This window comes from Pseudomonas sp. P65(2024) (assembly GCF_057480955.1).
In genome coordinates, this window is sequence record NZ_JBLIYX010000017.1 from 55,332 (window position 1) to 73,120 (window position 17,789).

Below are 17,789 nucleotides of genomic sequence, written 5' to 3' on the forward strand. Positions count from 1 at the left end.
CGTTTGGCCCACAGCACCTGCGGCGGACCTACCGTCGGCCATTGACGGCGTCGGCCTAAGGTCAGCCGGCGGGGACGCTGCTATGGTCTAGACAAAGCCTGAACGTGGAGCACTGCCATGCCAGCTTTCACCATCCTGCATATTGACCACCTGGTCCTGCGCGTCGGCGATCTGCAGCGCAGCCTGGCCTTCTACCATGAACTGCTTGGCTGTCCGGTGCGCAAACGCAGGGATTCGCTGGGGATGATCCATCTGGGGGCCGGCGACGGCCTGATCGACCTGGTGGCTGTCGATGGTCCGCTGGGGCGCCAGGGCGGCCCGCTGCCCGGCCCGAGCGGGCACAATGTCGACCATTTCTGCCTGCGCATCGAGCCGTTCGACGAACCGTCGCTGAGCGCACGGCTGCGTGAGGCCGGGGTAAGGGTCGAGGCCGCAGAGAAACGCTACGGCGCTGAAGGTGAGGGTGTCTCGCTGTACTGTTACGACCCCGATGGCAACCGCGTCGAACTCAAAGGGCCGCCCATTCAGGCATAAAGGTGCTGCGATGCGCACTCAGCTTGTAGACCCAAGCAGCAACCCCGCCTGCTGACGTTTGGGCAAGCGCTGCACCACCAGTTGGTGCGACCGCTTAAGCAGGTCGCTCAGCTCGTCGCGGCCCATCGGGTAGGGCGGCAACATGCTGATCCACTTCGCCCGCGCCAGGTAAGGCGCCGGGCGAATGCCGGGGCGGTCGCAGTAGCCGAGGAACAGCTCGTCGGCCACCTTGAACGACAAGCCGGCGCCGCCCAGGTCCTGCACGGCGAACATCTTGTTGCCGGCCACCGAGAACACCCGGATGCCGCCCCATTTGTAGTCTTCCCGCGCCCCAGGCAGGGCCAGGCACAGCGCCGCCACCTGCTCCTCGGACAGCCTTTTCTCAGACATAACGCTCTCCACAGGCTTCGAATGAAGCCGCCAGGTGATCGATCCATGCGCGTACCGCTGGCAGCAGGCCCCGGCGGTGCGGGTAGACCGCCTGCAGGTAGCCGCCGGGCAGCGACCAGTCTGGCAGCAGGCGCACCAGTTCGCCACGGGCCAGTTCTTCCTCGCAGAACATCGACGGCAGGGCGGTGAAGCCCAGCCCTGCACGTACCGCGGCGTTGCGCACGACAAAGTCGTCGATGGCCAGCCGCGGCTCCAGGGCGACTTCCTCCTGACGGTCATGGGGCCCGTGCAGACGGAAGTGCACCAGGCGGTCGGCTTCGGCCGCGCCGAGCACCGGCAGGGTCGCCAGCTCGGCGGGCTCGCGGATATGATCGGCGAAGCCCGGCGCGGCCACCAGCTGCATCTGCGCCTGGCGCAGGCGCCGGGTGACCAGCGCCGGGTCCTCGTCGCCCAGGTCGCGTACCCGCAGGGCGACGTCGATGCCCTCGGAGATCAAGTCGACCCGGCGGTTGAGCAGCACCATGTCGAGCTGCACCTGGGGGTATTGGGTGAGAAAGCGACTGATCACATCCGGCAGGAAGGCGTGGGCCAGGGCCACCGGGCAGGACACCCGCAGGCGACCCCGGGGCTCGCTGGACATGCTGGCCACTACCTCGTCGGCCATCTCCGCCTCCAACAGCATGGCCTGGCAATGGTTCAGGTAGCGCTCGCCCACGGCGGTGAGCTTGAGCTGCCGGGTGGTGCGCTGCAGCAGGCGGGTGCCCAGGCGCTCCTCCAGCTCGGCGATGCGCCGCGACAGGCGCGACTTGGGGATGCCCAGCTGGCGCCCAGCGGCGGCGAAACCACCGGCTTCGACCACCCGGGCGAAGTAGAAGAGGTCGTTGAGGTCTTGCATTTGACAGTCTCATTGTTCCATCAGTGGAACAAACTAACGCGTTTTTACCGACTTATCAGCTATTCGATGTGCCGATAGGATTGCTCCCATCGTGATCGCCCACCGCCGCGGTCTTCATTCACAGGAGAGTCCCATGAAACTGTTGCATATCGATTCGAGCATCCTGGGCGACAATTCCGCCTCCCGCCAGCTGAGCCGCGAAGTGGTCGAGGCCTGGAAAGCCGCCGACCCGAGCCTCGAAGTGGTCTACCGCGATTTGGCTGCCGATGCCATCAGCCACTTCTCCGCCGCCACCCTGGTCGCCGCCGGCACCCCGGAGGAGATGCGCGATGCCGCCCAGGCCCACGAGGCCAAGCTGAGCGCCGAGACCCTGGAAGAATTCCTCGCCGCCGACGCCGTTGTGATCGGCGCGCCGATGTACAACTTCACCGTGCCGACCCAGCTCAAGGCATGGATCGACCGCGTGGCGGTGGCCGGCAAGACCTTCCGCTACACCGAGGCCGGCCCTGAAGGCCTGTGCGGCGACAAGAAGGTGATCCTGGTGTCCACCGCCGGTGGTCTGCACCAGGGCCAGCCGACCGGTGTCGGCCATGAGGACTTCCTCAAGGTGTTCCTCGGCTTCATCGGCATCACCGACCTGGAAATCGTCCGCGCCCATGGCCTGGCATATGGTCCGGAGCACCGTGCCAAGGCCATCGACGCCGCCCAGGCGCAGATTGCCGGTGAGCTGTTCGCCGCCGCCTGATTGCGACTGCTTGACCAAAGCCGACTGCCGCCCAGCGCGCCAGTCGGCTTTTTTCATCCAGTTTTCATGTGCTGGCTGCGAGCCGGGTTCTATGCTGGCCTCCATACCCGAGTGCTGCGCAGTGCCTTGCGACGAGGAGTGCCCTGCGATGAAACGAACCCGTATGCTGATGGCGCTGTTGCTGCTCGGCGGCCTGCTGGCACACGCCGACGCGGCGCCGTGGGTGGCCGGGTTGCACCGCCTGACGCTCACTGACCCGGTGGACGCCCGGCCCATGCAGGCGCTGGCGTTCTATCCTTCCAGCGGCGAAGCGCGCCCGGTGCGCATTGAGGGCTACCAGACCCGTGTCGCCGAAGAGGCGCCGGTGGCCATGGGCCAGTTCCCGCTGCTGGTGATCTCCCACGGCAACACCGGCAGCCCGATGGCCTTGCATGACCTGGCCAATGGCTTGGCTCGCCAGGGTTTCGTGGTGGTGGCGGTGGTCCACCCCGGGGACAACAACCGTGACCATAGCCGCCTGGGTACCCTCAGCAACCTCTATGGCCGGCCACTGCAAATCAGCGCCGCGATCACCGCGGCGCGCAACGACAGGCTGCTCGCGCCGTATCTGAATGACGGCAAGGTCGGGGTGATTGGCTATTCCGCCGGCGGCGAGACCGCACTGATCCTGTCCGGCGCACGGCCCGACCTCGAACGCCTGCGCCGCTATTGCGAGCAACGCCCCACCGACACCGACGCCTGCAAGACCCATGGCGTGCTGATCGCCGACCACAGCGAGCTGGCGCCCCGCGCCGATCCCCGGGTGGGCGCGGTGATGCTGATGGCGCCGCTGAGCCTGATGTTCGGTCGTCACGCATTGGCCGGCGTGCAGGTGCCGGCGCTGATCTACAGCGGTGACAACGACCAGTTGCTGGTGTTGGAGCACAATGCCGATGCCCTGGCGCGCAAGCTGCCGGTCACCCCCGACTACCGCCTGCTGGCCGGCGCCGGGCACTTCGTGTTCATGGCCCCTTGTGACGATGAGCAGCATCAGCGCATGCCGGTGCTGTGCAAGGACGCCGAGGGCGTCGACCGTCAGCATATCCACCGCTCGCTACGCAGCGAGACCACCGCCTTCTTTAGCCAGGCTCTGGGCGCGCCGGAGCCCGCTGAGCGTTCAGCCGCGGCGGGCCAACAACAGGGTCAGGCCCACCCCTGACAGGGCGAGCAGGGCGGCGACGCAGAAGATCGAAGCGTACCCCAGGTGCACCGCCACCGCGCCCATCACCGGGCCCGCGATGGCCAGCGCCAGGTCGAAGAACACCGCGTAGGCGCCCAGCCCGGCGCCACGGCTGCTGCTGGGGACCTGGCGGATCGCCTCGACGCCCAGGGCCGGGTACACCAACGACAAGCCGAAGCCGGTCAGCCCGGCGCCAACCATCGCCCACAACGGCGACGGCGCCAGCCACAGCAGGCTCAGCCCGAGCACCTCGGTGGCCATGCAGGCGATGGCCACGTTGTAGCCGCCGTAGCGGTTGACCGCATTGACGAACAGCAGTCGCGAGAGGATGAAGCACAGGCCGAAGGCGCTCAGGCACCAGGCGGCGCCGACCCAGCCGCGCTCGAGGTAATACAGGGTGACGAAGGTGGTCAGGGTGCCATAACCGATCGACGCCAAGGTCAATCCCACGCCACAAGGTGCCACGCGGCCGAACGCCGACCAGAACGGCAACCGTTCGCCGCGCACCACCACCACGTCCGGCCGCGTACGCAGCACCAGCAGGGCCAGCAGCGCCAGGCCCAGCAGTGCAGGCCCGAGCACGGCAAAGCTCAGGCCGTCCACCAGTAGCACGCCAGCGGGCGCGCCAATGGCGATGGCGCCATAGGAGGCGATGCCGTTCCAGGAGATGACCCGCGCGGTATGTTCCGCTCCCACCTGGCCGATGCCCCAGCTCAGCGTCGCGACGCCGATCAGCCCTTGGGCGATGCCCAGCAACAGCCGGCCGCCCAACAGCAGCGCCAGGCTCAGCCAGGGCAGGGCGAGGGCCCAGGCCGACAGCAGGGTCAGCACACCGCAGCCGGCGATGCCGTACAGGCCGTAGCGGATCGCGCGCTTGCCGCCAAGGGTGTCCGCCACCCGCCCGGCAAAGGGCCGGCTGAGCAGGGTGGCCAGGTACTGCAGGCCGATGGTCAGGCCGGCGATCACCGCGCCGAAGCCCAGCTGGTCGTGCACATGGCCAGGCAGCACCGCGATCGGCAGGCCGATGCAGAGGAAGGCGATGAAGGTGTAGAGGACGATCGAGAGAATCTGCAGGGTGACGCTGGAGGCGTGTGGCGCGGTCATGGGCTCGTTCGCGGGCGGGCGGTGGGGCTGTGCCCATCATGGCTGCCGCGCGACGGAAAAGAAAGCAGGCTAACTAATTAAACGTGTCGCGGGGCAAGTCGCATCGGCGTACCGCCGCGACTTGCCCCGCGATGAAGGTTACTCAGCGTTGGCTCAGACCACCACGCCCTGACTGCGCAGGTAGTCGTCATAGGTCCCGCTGAAGTCCACCACGCCATCGGCTGTCAGCTCGATGATGCGGGTGGCCAGCGACGACACGAACTCACGGTCGTGGCTGACGAACAGCAGGGTGCCCGGATAGTTCTCCAGTGCCAGGTTCAGCGCCTCGATCGATTCCATGTCCAGGTGGTTGGTCGGTTCGTCCATCACCAGCACGTTGGGTTTTTGCAGGATCAGCTTGCCGAACAGCATGCGGCCCTGCTCACCACCGGAAATCACCTTCACCGACTTGAGGATCTCGTCGTTGGAGAACAGCATGCGCCCCAGGGTGCCTCGGATCACTTGCTCGCCGCTGGTCCACTGGCCCATCCAGTCGAACAGGGTCATGTCGTCTTCGAAGTCGTGGGCGTGGTCCTGGGCGTAGTAACCCACCTCGGCACTGTCGGTCCACTTCACTTCGCCCTTGTCCGGGGTCATTTCACCGACCAGGGTGCGCAGCAGGGTGGTCTTGCCGATGCCGTTGGGGCCGATGATGGCCACGCGCTCGCCGGCTTCGATGGTGAAGCTGAAGTCCTTGAACAGCACCTTGTCATCGAAGGCCTTGGCCATCTTCTCGACGGTGACCGCCTGGCGGTGCAGTTTCTTGGTCTGCTCGAAGCGGATGAACGGGCTGACCCGGCTCGACGGCTTGACCTCGGCCAGCTGGATCTTGTCGATCTGCTTGGCGCGCGAAGTGGCCTGCTTGGCTTTCGAGGCGTTGGCCGAGAAGCGGCTGACGAAGGTCTGCAGCTCGGCGATCTGGGCTTTCTTCTTGGCGTTGTCCGACAGCAGTTGCTCGCGGGCCTGGGTAGCCGCGGTCATGTATTCGTCGTAGTTGCCTGGGAACAGGCGCAGCTCGCCGTAGTCCAGGTCGGCCATGTGGGTGCAGACGCTGTTGAGGAAGTGGCGGTCGTGGGAAATGATCACCATGGTGCTGTTGCGCGCGGTGAGGATGGTTTCCAGCCAGCGGATGGTGTTGATGTCCAGGTGGTTGGTCGGCTCGTCGAGCAGCAGCACGTCCGGATCGGAGAACAGCGCCTGGGCCAGCAGCACGCGCAGCTTCCAGCCGGGAGCGACTTCGCTCATCGGGCCGAAGTGCTGCTCCAGCGGAATGCCCAGGCCCAGCAGCAGCTCGCCGGCACGGGACTCGGCGGTGTAGCCGTCCATCTCGGCGAATTCGGTTTCCAGCTCGGCGACGGCCATGCCGTCTTCCTCGGTCATCTCCGGCAGGGAGTAGATGCGGTCGCGTTCAGCCTTGACCTTCCACAGCTGCTCGTGGCCCATGATCACCGTGTCGATCACGGTGAATTCTTCATAGGCGAACTGATCCTGGCGCAGCTTGCCCAGGCGGGTGTTGGGCTCGAGCATCACCTGGCCGCCGGATGGCTCCAGGTCGCCACCGAGGATCTTCATGAAGGTCGACTTGCCGCAACCGTTGGCGCCGATCAGGCCGTAGCGGTTGCCGTTGTTGAATTTGACCGAGACGTTTTCGAACAGGGGCTTGGAGCCGAACTGCATGGTGATGTTAGCGGTGGAGATCAAGTGCCTTACCTATCAATAACTTACGTGGAGTCTTCGCAGCTACGGACCAATTTCGGACCAATTTGGAGCTTTTCGAGCTCCTGCCAGTCGCTGGACGAGTTGATCCAGCGTGCATACGTCGATAAGAGCATCTGCACGCTGTGCCCGAGCTGTTGGGCGATAAATGCGGGGTTGAGACCAGACATTAAACATATTGTCGCATAGGTGTGGCGGCAGTTGTATGGCGGCCGGTATCGAATCCCTAGTCGTCGGAGTAGCCGGTACATCAGGGGCAGCTCGATGCCCGCACGCAGCAGGATGGCCTTGCAGTCATCCTTGCCCAAGCTGCGGTCAATCAGCGGGACGATCACTGGGCGGTCTGGGTTTCGCTCCCTGAAGTCTTCCAGGCGGTCGGCTTCCTCGGCGGTGTAACCGAACACCATCACATCACCTGGCTGTTTCCACGAGTCGAGCAAGCGCCGCTTGAGGATCTTGGTACACGGCGTCCCGGTTCGGCCTTTCATGTAGCGCTTGCGGCGAAACACCTCGTGGGCGTCGGCGCCGTACTTCTCGTCCCGCAGGACGGTGATCGGCTGGCCGAACCATGTTTCGCAGTCCTGGGCGAATCGGCGGTTGTCGGATTCCTCATTGGCAAGGAACGCATTGATGATCTGCACGTCGTGCGTGCTGCCGTACTCTGCCAAGGCCAGCTTGGTGGCCACCGCCGAAGCGGCGCCGCAACTGAACTGGCAGACGATCCTTGCGCTCATTGCGGCGCCTTCCAGATGCTGCCTGCTTTGCTGGTGGCCAGGATGCGTATTCCCCTGGCGGCAGTTCGTCGGTCACATCGCGACCGGCCCACTGTAGGAACCTGTCTATCGGCATGCGCGGATAGTGGCGCCCAGGGGCCACTGATGGTCCGTCGTACTGGACCTTGTCCACGCCGATATAGATAACGGTGCGATCGTTCACCAAGCCGCAGCTGCGCACGCATGCGGGCTTCTTGCCGCGTTAGGTGCGGCCGCGCTCCAGTTTGAGTATTTCAGGCATGACGATTCCTTGGCCGCCATATCGCGGCAGTTGTGAAAGTTCGTAACCGATTCAATTTATTTCTGGATAAGCTGAGGAAGCTCTATACGCTGACTGTTACGTCAACTTTCTTCCATTCTTCTCGAAGGCCCGACCATGCGTAATCGCGGGAAGGTGTACTGGGATTGGGCCGATCCGCAGCTGCATTTCCGCAACTGCGATGAGCGTCTGTCCTGCGGCACCCTGATCAATGTACAAGTGCGCACTTCGCCTCTCGGGGCTACCCAGCTCTTCTTTGGTATCTACAAAGAGAAGGGTGAAATGCTGGTCGAAGAGAGCTATGCAGACTGCAAGGGGCAGACCATGAGTGCGGCAATGGCATGGGCGCTGCAGCATGCGAAGGAATGGGTTGCAACCACCTTTCCGGCGATACCCGTTCAAGCGAGACAACCCTTGCCGAGGAAGGGATCGCGACTCGCAAAGTAGAGGGAGAGAGGTTACAGCTGGGTGGAGTACAAATGTGCTCCGTACGGATTCCCTAAGTGATCGCTTCAATTTAGTGTCACAATGACGGCGCAGGGACATCGGCACGTATTCTCGGGCCAGCCCTTTAGGACATCAGTCCAATGCTAAGCAATGATGATTTTCGATACATGGCTCATCGGCACCTCCTCGAACTGGATGCCTCAAGTTCCAGGCTCAGGTACCTGGTTTCTAGCGGCGAGATTAAAGGCGTCCCTTGGGACGATGCGGTGGCCTGGCACCAGAAGTCATATGACGCTTGGGTCATCTTCCTCAGCCAGAAAGCTCAAGCTCCGTTGTCAGGTTGATCCGAAGTCGCAGAGGATCTGCGACTTTCAGCCTCGATCCCTGCTCAGACCTTTCCTGTAACACAGCTCTGGCAATCGAGCCGTCCTCTAGGGGCGCGCAGCTTGCCCTGTGCATGTTGCTGGATTGGTTTTCTGTTGGCATGGTCATCTCCTCTGGGTCGGCGTTATCGTTGAATAGGGGAAGGCGCTGGCGGGCAACGCCGTATGTGGCTCAGTTAAGCGAGTGGTATGCTTCGCCGCTTACCAAACAAGGAGCGTGGTAATGGGGTTGCGGGAGAGGCATAAGGCTTTGCAGGAGTGGCTCACTCCAAGGCGCCGGCGGCGCACTGGGGCAACTCTGATCGTCGCTTGGATCGCTGCGGCGGTAGTGTGGCCAAGCATCAGCTGGGCCTGGATCGGTGGACCAGGCGTCTACATCTTCTTCAGCGCATGGCCGCCTGAGCTGCACGATAATCGTTGAGGTACTGGTGGGCAGCTCCAAATTGGGCTATTGCTTCCTTCTCGGTCAATCCACCAAGGAGTGTGAGATGAAGAGATTAGTGTTGGGGACATTGTTGGTGGTGTCTGGCGCGGCCCAAGCCGGTATTCCGCTGGTGAACGCCACATGCCCAGGAAACATCGAGGTTCACGCCGACAAGGGCGGCCCGATCTACATCAATGGCAAGGAAGCAAAGCTGAAGAAGTTCAACGACAACTACTTCGAAGCCAAGGGCAGCGATGTGACTATCTCGCTGTCGATCAACCCGGATGGCTCGCCTGATGTTTCATATACCGGTAAGAACCGAGCCAACGGGGTCTGCCAGGTAAAGGGTGCGGACTCCTAAAGCGCTGCCGGCTGTGCAGTGAAGTCAGTCGTAGGCTTCTTCGCTGTAGCGGATGTTGCCAACGTACATCTGCTCGTATTCAACCTTGGTGCCGCCCGTGTACAGGTTCAGTACCAAGGCCTCGGCGCCGTACGCGCTGCCAAGAATCAGCGACTTCTTCATGTCGGTTTCGCCAACACGCAGGGAGTAGCACTCACCTTCACCAGTGAACGCCATCTGCACCTGACAGGAATACTTGTCCACCCCCTCGTTGGCATCGGCATAGAGGTGCCAGTATTCGGAGGTGAACGAGTAGCCCGTGCCTTTCTCGACAATGAAAGTCGGCGCCTCGCTACCATGCTTGTCGCGGAGGTGGCTGTCTTCGAAGGCCCTAGGTTCTGTATGAAAACCTTTGAAACCTCACCGGAGTCTCTGGCGGCCTGATTTTCCGTAGAGTTCTCGCTTTTTAGGCGAAGGATTCTGCCATGTCCAAGCGATACGAACTTTCCGGCGCAGAATGGGAAATAGTCGCGGACCTCTTCACCGCACATCGACGTACAGGACGCCCAAGAGTTGACGATCGCTTGATGCTCAACGGCGTGTTGTGGGTGCTGTGCTCAGGTGCAACCTGGCGGGACATGCCTGAACGATTCGGGCCGTGGTCGACGGTCTATCAACGATTTCGAGACTGGCGAAACCAAGGAACCTTCAACAAAATGCTCAAGCGGTTACACCTCAAACTCAATGCACAGGGCCAGATTGACTTGACCACCTGGTGCATCGACTCAACCGCCGTTAGGGCCACCCGAGCCTCTGCCGGAGCAGGCAAAAAAGGGGGGCTGAAGAACCAACGGACCACGCACTTGGACGAAGCCGGGGCGGGTTGACGACGAAAATTCACATGGTCAGTGACGCCCGTGGCATCCCACTCCACTTCACGCTCTCTGGTGGTAATGCCAGCGACATCTCCCATGCTCAGCGCCTGCTGGACGGTGTCCACATCCCTTCGAATCGAGGTAGGCCACGCAAGCGCTGCCGCTGGCTCCTGGCCGACAAAGGCTATGACGCAGAATCCTTGCGGCAATACTGCGACCGCTATCGGATGCAGCCGGTGATTCCGCTGCGTGACATGAAACGCAAGCCGAAGCCGGGCTTGCCGTGGCTATTTGACAAGCCCAAGTATCGGCAGCGGAACGCTATCGAACGCCTATTTGGTTGGTTGAAGGAGCACCGCCGCCTGGGTACACGCTATTGCAAGCTAGCGGAAAGCTTCGCTGCAATGCTCACGCTGGCTTGCTGGCGGCGGTGTTTACGACATTACTTTTCGTACAGTGCCTAGAAAGCCTTATGCACATTCGGCATGGGGCATCTCGGACCAGATTCGGACCAATTTGCGAACCAGCGGATGCGTTCCGGTAGGGGATTGAGGGGGATTTGGCCCAACAAAATCGACACATCCCCACCCGCCAAATCCCATCGTATAGCGCATGGTGATATTAGCGGTGGAGATCAAAGCGCTTACCTATCAGTAACTTACGTGGCTGGATTTTCAGCTGATACCGATCTGATACCAATCCTGAGCGTGTCCAGCTCGTTCCAGTCGGAGCTTGAGTTGAGCCAACGCGCATGCGTCGACAGCAGCATGCGCACGCTGTAACCCAGCTGTTGGGTGATAAATGCGGAAGTTGAGGCCAGACATTGCGGCTATTGTCGCGTAGGTGTGACGACAGTTGCATGGGGCTCTCCTGATCCCCAGTTCACTCAGCCTCTTCACCATGGGCGCCAGTGGGTGACCCACGCCACGCAACGGCGTCTATAGAGGTCTGTGCAAGGAAGCAAAAAGGACGTTACGTGATTTGCAAGGCGATTTTACTGGTGCTGATAGCCAGCTTGAGTGGGTGCATGGCTACCGCCATGCGCATGGATTATGACAAGCACCGATGCCCCTACATCGGCCTCAGGTTCGATTGGTGGCTGGTCGGCACCTCCAAAGGCAAGCTGATCCCTTTTTTACTGATTGATGCGCCGTTTTCCCTGGTGGTGGACACCGTTTTCTTTCCCTTTGAGTATCAATACACCTGCAACCTCTGATCATGGGCCAGTCTTTGGCTGAGCCTTCCAACGGCAAGTGCAGCGCGCAGCATCCGGCTGGCGCTCGCTGACGGTTCGGGCAGGGCCTGCTCAGTCAGTGGCTGCCCCTTCGAGTGCGGTTCTTCTCATTCCTGCCTGACGAACCTCTCGCGGTGGCAGCGGTTTCGCCGCGCTGGGCCCATCGCCAGACTGCATCCCCTTCAATTCGCTGGGCGGAATGTGGACATGCAGCTGCCGACGGCGCTGCTGGATGATCTTCTGGATGCGTCTCATGGGGGCACACCTTGATGGGCATCCTTGCGCGAGCCAGGGGCATGTTCATCAGTAAACGCCTGTTTGCCCGAAACGCCCGTCTCGCCTGACCAATGGACATGGCCCCGGCGCGGGCAGGCTGGAATGGGAGTTGCTTGAACCCAGGAAAGCGATCATGCGGGGAGAGCGGACATGTTCCAGAATGATTTCGATTTCATGAGCTTCGTCGTGGCTGCCGTGCTGGCTTTGGATGTGGTGGCGGTTTTTGTGTTTCTCCAGGCCGGTGCCTGATCCCCATTCCTGGGGATACGGCCCCTGAACTGGCGCTTGTGCCTGCACGCCACGGCAACATCGACCCAGCAGCCGGGTATCGAATATGATTCAGTCTTTGCCGGCCAGGGGAGTTCTGATGGGATGGTTGGATCGTATGAGGTCAACGAGAGAGCGGATCAGCGCTCGGCAACGCTGCTCTGCGAAATGACCAGCAACCCCTCGATGTAGTCATGCACCTCTGCCTCGACGGGCATCTGGTCCATGCGCAGCACCTTGATGTTCGAACACCCCACCTATCCCAGCACGGTGGATTTCCACGCGTGGGGCAAACCTTCGCTATTGACTCAAGATCCAGTAGTGGCATGGCAACCTCCTTGTTGCGAGGAGTGCCTGGTAGAAGGGAGTTTCAGTTTACCCATGTTCATCGAAACACCGCGTCTTGTCCTGCGCCCCTGGGCCGATCGGGACATCGAGGCCTTTGCCCTCGTCAATGCCGACCCCGAAGTCAGGCGCTACTACTACCCTGCGATACTGTCTTCCGATCAAACCCGGTCGATGCTCGCGGACTGCGATCAACATCTGCAGGTCCACGGGTTCGGTTTCGTCGCCGTCGAGCGCAAGGCCGATGGCGCATTGGTCGGTGGGCTTGGGCTGTCCCTGACCGGGGATGAGATCCCGGGCGGCCCGCAGGTCGAAATCGGCTGGATCCTCGGACGCAGCCACTGGCGGCAGGGCTACGCATTCGAGGCGGCCAGCGCATGCCTGGAGCACGCCTGGTCGACGCTTGGATTAAGGCAAGTCATCGGCTACACCTCCAGCATCAATACCCCATCACGGGCATTGATGGAGCGGCTGGGTATGCGTTCGGACCCGGCGGAGGACTTCCCCGATCCAACGGTGCCTGAAGGCAATGCATTGCGCCCGCATGTGCTCTACCGAATCGACAAGCCGACCTGAAAGCCTGGCGATATAGCGAACCGGCCTACCGTGCCCGTCACCCCGGGCTAGTCTTGTAGATCGTAAGCAGACTATTAAAAAGGGTGGTGGGTGTATGACCCTGTCCAGGGCTTGCTGCTGGGGTGGTTGGAGTCTGTATGAGCCGTTTGACGATGGCAGTGGTGGCCAGCCTGTTGCTTGCCGGCTGCGCACATGATCCCGATATCCGCGCGGGCCGAGACAACACTTTCGGCATGACCTCGAAAAGCCCGCCGGAGTACCTGAACTGCGTCAAGGCCGAGCTTCCCGATACGGCCACGACCTATGTCATGCAGAACCAGGACGCCCTGGAGCTGTTTGTCGCCAGCACCGACCCGAACAAGGCCGAGGGGCTGGTCAAGGTTCAAGGCGCCGCCGGGCAGCATCAGTTCTCGGCGTACCAGCGTGATGCCTGGTATGACAAGGGGCGTCTGCTCGATGCCGCGCTGATGTGTTCGCGGGTATGATCGCAGCGTAGCGGGGCGCGCTCGTTTCCATCGCGCTCCGTGAAGCGATCCCGCCTCACTTCACCTCAGGTGTCCCTCATGTTGAACGGACTCAACCATCTCACCCTGGCGGTTTCCAGCCTGCCGGACAGCATCGTGTTCTATCAGCAGGTCCTGGGCTTCAAGCTTGCTGCGCGCTGGGACCGCGGTGCCTATCTGAGTCTGGGCGACCTTTGGCTGTGCCTGTCGGTCGACCAGATCGAGGCAGGCGACTTACAGCGCAACTACACGCACTACGCATTTTCCATCCGCCAGGCCGACTTCGCGGCATTCGCCCAGCGCTTGCATGAGCATGCCGTGCAACTTTGGAAACACGACAGCAGCGAGGGCGATTCGCTGTACTTCCTCGACCCGGACGGCCACCAGCTCGAAGCCCATGTCGGCGATCTGCAGTCGCGACTGGCGGCCTGTCGGGCCAAGCCCTACGCGGGCATGGTGTTCTACGGCTGACGCATCCGCGCCATGCACAGCGCATCGACATACACCCCGTCACGCACGCCGTAATCGCGCAGCCGGCCTTCGGTCTCGAAGCCGAACTTGCGATACAGCGCCAGCGCCGGCTCATTGTCGGCGTAGACGGTGAGCTGGACCCGGCGCAGGTTCATCCAGTTGTCGGCAATGTCGAGGATGGCGGCCATCAGCCGCGAGCCGACGCCCCTGCCTTGCCAGGCCTGGGCAACACCCATGAGCAGCTCGCCCAGGTGCGCCTGGCGGATGCGCGTGCTCTGGTCGAGGCCGATGTTACCGATCACCTGGCCCTGGTGCACCGCCACCAGGCGGACCTGTCGCTCATGGTAGGTGGCCAGGCGCTCACGCCAGACTTCGACGGACTGATAGGGCATCTGCAGTACCTGGCGGCACACGGCAGGTTCGTTGTAGAGCGCAGTGATGCCCTGCAGATGCTGCTCGGCAAAACGTTCGATGACGATGTCGGGCGATGGGTCGTTCACTGTGTTTCCATCCTTTGAAAAACGAGTGGCGCCTCAGTGTACGAGGCGCAGGCCAAAGCTGGCCAGTGGCGATGGCCGGGCAAGAAAGCGGATGCGCCGTCGTGCCGCGATGGGTAGAGTGCAGCGATCGTCGTCTTGCCGGAGCCTGTCATGTCTTGTGCCTTCACCCTCATGCAATCGCCTGTCGGCCCCTTGACCCTGGTGGCGCGGGGCGAGCGGCTGGCCGCCGTGCTGTGGGAGCACGAGCGGGAGAACCGGGTGCGCCTGGGCGACCTGCACCGCGACGACCGGCACGGCGTGCTGCGCGAGACCGCCCGCCAGCTGGGCGAGTACTTTGCCGGGCAACGCCAGCGTTTCGAGCTGGAACTGGATTTCGCCGGCACCGAGTTCCAGCGGGAGGTCTGGGCGGCGCTGTTGACCATTCCCTTCGGCCAGACCCGCAGCTACGGCGAGATCGCACGGCAGATCGGCAAGCCCGATGCGGTCCGTGCGGTAGGCGCGGCCAACGGACGCAACCCGATCTCGATCATCGCACCGTGCCACCGGGTGATCGGAGCCTCGGGCAGTCTCACCGGTTTTGCCGGCGGCCTGCCGGCCAAGCAGTTCCTGTTGGCACTGGAAGGGCGGCAGAGCCTGGCGCTGGATTTCTAGGCGTCAGTCGAGCCAGAAACAGAGCAGCGCCAACACGAGGGCCAACAGCGTGCCCGCAAACAGGCTGTAGTGGCGGTGTGCGCGGCGGGCGTGGGCTTCGACTTCTCGCAGGTACTGCCCTGGAGGCGGGGCGTCCGGGCGATGGCGCAGGCCTTCGGCAATATCGGCCAAGCGTCCGCGAATCAGGGTGCCCACCAGATACCAGGCGCTGGTATAGCTGGCCAGGATCACCAGCACATACTTCATAGGGGCGATACCCCGGCAGTGCCTGCCGGTGAGACCGGTCGTAGCATGCGGGTCCTCATGGTGCATCCGTCCTTGGCATGTCGTCGGCTGACGAGGATACAATCGATGGGCGCTGACTCCCAGCGCCGATGTGTCGATTTCATGGACGAGACCGCAATGACCCATGCCGCAGCCATACCCGCCGACTCATTGATCGCCCCCCACGCCGCGCAGGCGGGCTTTCGTCATTGCCGGGCGATCGACCTGGCGGACGACGGGCTGCCCGCCATGGCGCACTTCCTGCGCCTTATGGCGAGCATGCCCGGCTGGATCGACGAACTGATGGTGCTACGCAATCGCCTGGTCGGGCTGCTTGGGCTGAAGAACCTGGGCCGGTTGACCGCCATCGACCCGGCCCGCGCCCCGGACAGCTACCAGCCCGGAGAGCGGGTGGGCATCTTTACGTTGATCAGCAACAGCGCGAATGAGGTGCTGTTGGTCGACCGCGATCATCATCTGGACGTACACATCGCCCTGATGCGTCGCCCGACGGCCCCGGGGCGGTGCGAGGTGCTGGTCAGCACCGTGGTGTGCACGCACAACTGGCTGGGCCGCCTGTACATGCTGCCGGTGGCGCCGTTCCATCGCTTGATCGCGCCCATCGCCCTGCGCCGGCTGGCGCGGTGACGATCAGGACGGCGGCGCGAAGCGTTGACGGAACCAATCACCGAGCATGGCCTTTTCCGCATACAGCCGGTCGTTACTGCCCAGGCGGCCGGGGCGGCTGAGGTACATCTTGTCGCTCAGGTGTTCCTGGGCCTTGAGCGCGGCCTGCCCTGGCTGCTGAAGGGTGTAGTCGAGGTCGATGCTGGGCCAGGTGACCTCGCGCATGAAGCGCACATCGTAGGCCTGGCTGTGCCAGGGCTCGAAGCGCCCGGCCAGGTCGATGTCGCGGATGTCGATGACCAGTTGCTGGCCGGGTCGCAGGTAGCGCTGGCCGAGCTTCTGCAGGTGCTGGGTGAGGGCCTTCATCACTTGCGGGTCGGCGCCTTGGGGATAGCCGCGGTTGTCGAGGCTGGCATCGCGGAATTTTTCCGGGTGGTCGAAACGCACCTCGACCTGCGCGGTCGGGGTGCCCTGTGCCATGCTGTCGAATGCCAGCACCAGCAACAGGGCGCTGGCCAGGGTGGTACGCATGATGCACCTCCGGGGTGGGGCGGCTTGCCTGCCTATTTTACGCCGGTACGGGGCATAAGCAGAGGACTGATGCAATGAGCGCTTTTCGGCGGATGACCGCCAATACCCGCGGGCGTGACCTGGCCGTGGGTGATATTCACGGGCACTTCGAACGCTTGCAGGAATGCCTCGAGGCCGTCGAATTCGATCCGGCGGTGGACCGCCTGTTCAGCGTCGGTGACCTGGTCGACCGCGGGCCGGCCAGCCCGCAGGCGTTGGAATGGCTGGCCAAGCCCTGGTTCCACGCGGTGCAGGGCAACCACGAGTCACTGGCGGTCAATCACCTGCGCGGCGGGCGGGTTGACCTGGACATGTACCGGGCGGCCGGCGGCGGCTGGTTCCTCGACCTGCCGAAATCAGAGCAGGCGCGTTTCGTCGAGGCGTTCGAGCGGCTACCGATCGCGTTGCAGATCGATACACCCAACGGTCCGGTCGGGCTGCTGCACGCCGACAGCCCGTTCGATGACTGGGAGCATCTATGCGTGAACCTGCAGGCTGGGGATGACCCCGAGGTGCGCGAGGTGTGCCAGTGGTCGCGACGGCGCCTGAAGGAGGGCGACAGCCGACCGGTGAAGGGCTTGCGTGCCTTGCTGGTCGGGCATACGCCAGTGCTGGAGGTGAAAGTGCTGGGCAACGTCTGGCACCTGGACACCGGCGGCTGGAGCCGTGGTCACTTCAGCCTGCTCGAGCTGCGGGGGCTGACGTTGCTCAGCCCAAGGCCAGGTGCATGAACACGCCGCTGGCGAGCAGGATCAGCATCACCCCCGAAGTCCGTTCCAGCCAGGGCAGGGCGCGGGCGAAGCGGTGCAGCACCCGCTGATTGCCGATGGCCAAGGCCACCAGCAGGTCCCAGGCCAGGACGATGGCGAACATCCACATGCCATAGGCCAGCTTGGCCAGGGCGCCGCTGCTGGCGGTCATGCTGGCCAGGCTGGCGTAGAACAGTGCGTTCTTCGGGTTGAGGATGCCCGAGGCGAAGCCCATGCCCAGGCTGTTCAGCCAACTGCCGGCGTGGGATGAAGCATGGGCGGCGGAACCCGTCAGGCCGCTCTTTCCAGCATGGCGCAGGAACAGTTGCCCGATATACAGCAGGTAGCCGCAGCCGGCCAGTTGCAGGGCGACGAACAGCGGGCTGCCGTCGCGCAGGAACGACACCCCGGTGAACGCCGCGCCAATGAACACGCCATTGGCCAGGGCGATGCCGGCGCAGGCGCCACTGGCCACCCGCCAGCCGGCGCTGGCCGAGGTTCGGGCCACCAGGAAGAAGTCCGGTCCTGGCGAGAGCAGGGCGAGGAAGTGGGCGGTGGCGATGAGCAGGAACAGTTGCATGGTCGGGCTTCCAGGGAGAGGAAGCCGCAGTCT

At 63.1% G+C, this 17,789-nt stretch carries 23 protein-coding genes and 1 pseudogene; 13 read left to right on the plus strand and 11 right to left on the minus strand.

What is annotated here, in order from left to right:
• The first annotated feature begins 117 nt into the window (after positions 1–117).
• The gene (locus AC25MA_RS20455) at positions 118–534 is read left to right on the plus strand and encodes a VOC family protein (protein WP_028691873.1); all 417 of its coding nucleotides are present in this window, start codon (positions 118–120) and stop codon (positions 532–534) included.
• An 18-nt stretch (positions 535–552) separates the two neighbouring features.
• On the opposite strand, the gene AC25MA_RS20460 is transcribed toward AC25MA_RS20455, so the two are convergent.
• Together AC25MA_RS20460 and AC25MA_RS20465 are read right to left on the minus strand one after the other, a co-directional pair.
• Positions 553–924: an MmcQ/YjbR family DNA-binding protein gene (locus tag AC25MA_RS20460; protein WP_028691874.1), complete on the minus strand. Its 372-nt coding sequence runs from the start codon at positions 922–924 to the stop codon at positions 553–555.
• Entirely contained in the window at positions 917–1,819 is a 903-nt protein-coding gene (locus tag AC25MA_RS20465; protein ID WP_028691875.1) for a LysR substrate-binding domain-containing protein, read from the minus strand. The genes AC25MA_RS20460 and AC25MA_RS20465 overlap by 8 nt, the downstream gene beginning before the upstream one ends.
• Positions 1,820–1,952: 133 nt before the next feature.
• Between AC25MA_RS20465 and AC25MA_RS20470 the strand changes: the two genes are divergently transcribed.
• Positions 1,953–2,564, plus strand: coding sequence for an FMN-dependent NADH-azoreductase (locus AC25MA_RS20470; protein WP_062363121.1), 612 nt, complete (start codon positions 1,953–1,955; stop codon positions 2,562–2,564).
• Between the two features lie 148 nt (positions 2,565–2,712).
• Positions 2,713–3,762 (plus strand): alpha/beta hydrolase family protein, encoded by a 1,050-nt coding sequence (locus AC25MA_RS20475; RefSeq protein ID WP_186596914.1) that lies wholly within the window; start codon positions 2,713–2,715, stop codon positions 3,760–3,762.
• On the opposite strand, the gene AC25MA_RS20480 is transcribed toward AC25MA_RS20475, so the two are convergent.
• From AC25MA_RS20480 to AC25MA_RS20490, 3 genes are all read right to left on the minus strand, one after another.
• Positions 3,721–4,887, minus strand: a complete 1,167-nt coding sequence (locus AC25MA_RS20480; protein WP_028691878.1) for an MFS transporter — start codon at positions 4,885–4,887, stop codon at positions 3,721–3,723. The genes AC25MA_RS20475 and AC25MA_RS20480 overlap by 42 nt on opposite strands.
• Before the next feature lie 153 nt (positions 4,888–5,040).
• Positions 5,041–6,627, minus strand: coding sequence for an ABC-F family ATPase (locus tag AC25MA_RS20485; protein ID WP_028691879.1), 1,587 nt, complete (start codon positions 6,625–6,627; stop codon positions 5,041–5,043).
• Between the two features lie 20 nt (positions 6,628–6,647).
• The gene (locus AC25MA_RS20490) at positions 6,648–7,376 is read right to left on the minus strand and encodes a site-specific integrase (RefSeq protein ID WP_082750482.1); all 729 of its coding nucleotides are present in this window, start codon (positions 7,374–7,376) and stop codon (positions 6,648–6,650) included.
• A gap of 415 nt (positions 7,377–7,791) precedes the next feature.
• Between AC25MA_RS20490 and AC25MA_RS20495 the strand changes: the two genes are divergently transcribed.
• Complete coding sequence (locus tag AC25MA_RS20495) at positions 7,792–8,121, plus strand: hypothetical protein (RefSeq protein WP_028688980.1); 330 nt, start codon at positions 7,792–7,794, stop codon at positions 8,119–8,121.
• A gap of 871 nt (positions 8,122–8,992) precedes the next feature.
• On the plus strand, positions 8,993–9,289 hold the full coding sequence (locus AC25MA_RS20500; RefSeq protein WP_028688978.1) for a hypothetical protein: 297 nt from the start codon (positions 8,993–8,995) through the stop codon (positions 9,287–9,289).
• Between the two features lie 24 nt (positions 9,290–9,313).
• On the opposite strand, the gene AC25MA_RS20505 is transcribed toward AC25MA_RS20500, so the two are convergent.
• The gene (locus AC25MA_RS20505) at positions 9,314–9,505 is read right to left on the minus strand and encodes a hypothetical protein (protein ID WP_186596912.1); all 192 of its coding nucleotides are present in this window, start codon (positions 9,503–9,505) and stop codon (positions 9,314–9,316) included.
• A 248-nt stretch (positions 9,506–9,753) separates the two neighbouring features.
• On the opposite strand from AC25MA_RS20505, the gene AC25MA_RS20510 reads away from it, so the two are divergent.
• A protein-coding gene (locus AC25MA_RS20510; protein WP_486972345.1) for an IS5 family transposase occupies positions 9,754–10,607 on the plus strand; the annotation gives its coding sequence in 2 pieces (ribosomal slippage) (positions 9,754–10,095 and positions 10,098–10,607; 852 coding nt in all).
• A gap of 194 nt (positions 10,608–10,801) precedes the next feature.
• Here the strand turns inward: AC25MA_RS20510 and AC25MA_RS20515 are convergent.
• A pseudogene (locus AC25MA_RS20515) lies at positions 10,802–11,033 on the minus strand (site-specific integrase); the annotation flags it as partial.
• An 86-nt stretch (positions 11,034–11,119) separates the two neighbouring features.
• Here AC25MA_RS20515 and AC25MA_RS20520 point away from each other — a divergent pair.
• From AC25MA_RS20520 to fos, 4 genes are all read left to right on the plus strand, one after another.
• Entirely contained in the window at positions 11,120–11,359 is a 240-nt protein-coding gene (locus AC25MA_RS20520; RefSeq protein ID WP_028688974.1) for a YceK/YidQ family lipoprotein, read from the plus strand.
• Between the two features lie 942 nt (positions 11,360–12,301).
• The gene (locus AC25MA_RS20525) at positions 12,302–12,841 is read left to right on the plus strand and encodes a GNAT family N-acetyltransferase (protein WP_062363130.1); all 540 of its coding nucleotides are present in this window, start codon (positions 12,302–12,304) and stop codon (positions 12,839–12,841) included.
• Between the two features lie 137 nt (positions 12,842–12,978).
• The gene (locus tag AC25MA_RS20530) at positions 12,979–13,326 is read left to right on the plus strand and encodes a hypothetical protein (protein ID WP_232108862.1); all 348 of its coding nucleotides are present in this window, start codon (positions 12,979–12,981) and stop codon (positions 13,324–13,326) included.
• A gap of 78 nt (positions 13,327–13,404) precedes the next feature.
• Entirely contained in the window at positions 13,405–13,815 is a 411-nt protein-coding gene (gene fos, locus AC25MA_RS20535; RefSeq protein ID WP_486972346.1) for a fosfomycin resistance glutathione transferase, read from the plus strand.
• Here the strand turns inward: fos and AC25MA_RS20540 are convergent.
• Positions 13,806–14,315, minus strand: coding sequence for a GNAT family N-acetyltransferase (locus tag AC25MA_RS20540; protein ID WP_028688970.1), 510 nt, complete (start codon positions 14,313–14,315; stop codon positions 13,806–13,808). The genes fos and AC25MA_RS20540 overlap by 10 nt on opposite strands.
• Before the next feature lie 150 nt (positions 14,316–14,465).
• Here AC25MA_RS20540 and AC25MA_RS20545 point away from each other — a divergent pair, with 150 nt between their 5' ends.
• A complete protein-coding gene (locus AC25MA_RS20545; protein ID WP_088852522.1) occupies positions 14,466–14,966 on the plus strand; it encodes a methylated-DNA--[protein]-cysteine S-methyltransferase in 501 nt (166 codons plus the stop codon).
• Between the two features lie 3 nt (positions 14,967–14,969).
• On the opposite strand, the gene AC25MA_RS20550 is transcribed toward AC25MA_RS20545, so the two are convergent.
• Positions 14,970–15,212, minus strand: a complete 243-nt coding sequence (locus tag AC25MA_RS20550) for a hypothetical protein (RefSeq protein ID WP_028688968.1) — start codon at positions 15,210–15,212, stop codon at positions 14,970–14,972.
• Between the two features lie 156 nt (positions 15,213–15,368).
• Here AC25MA_RS20550 and AC25MA_RS20555 point away from each other — a divergent pair, with 156 nt between their 5' ends.
• The gene (locus tag AC25MA_RS20555) at positions 15,369–15,878 is read left to right on the plus strand and encodes a DUF2867 domain-containing protein (protein ID WP_373875720.1); all 510 of its coding nucleotides are present in this window, start codon (positions 15,369–15,371) and stop codon (positions 15,876–15,878) included.
• Positions 15,879–15,881: 3 nt separating this feature from the next.
• Here the strand turns inward: AC25MA_RS20555 and AC25MA_RS20560 are convergent, their stop codons facing one another.
• Entirely contained in the window at positions 15,882–16,388 is a 507-nt protein-coding gene (locus AC25MA_RS20560) for a DUF3016 domain-containing protein (protein WP_028688966.1), read from the minus strand.
• A gap of 74 nt (positions 16,389–16,462) precedes the next feature.
• On the opposite strand from AC25MA_RS20560, the gene AC25MA_RS20565 reads away from it, so the two are divergent.
• On the plus strand, positions 16,463–17,158 hold the full coding sequence (locus tag AC25MA_RS20565; RefSeq protein WP_486972347.1) for a metallophosphoesterase: 696 nt from the start codon (positions 16,463–16,465) through the stop codon (positions 17,156–17,158).
• On the opposite strand, the gene AC25MA_RS20570 is transcribed toward AC25MA_RS20565, so the two are convergent.
• Positions 17,136–17,756 (minus strand): LysE family translocator, encoded by a 621-nt coding sequence (locus AC25MA_RS20570; RefSeq protein WP_486972348.1) that lies wholly within the window; start codon positions 17,754–17,756, stop codon positions 17,136–17,138. The two genes, AC25MA_RS20565 and AC25MA_RS20570, sit on opposite strands and share 23 nt — an antisense overlap.
• Between the last annotated feature and the right edge of the window lie 33 nt (positions 17,757–17,789).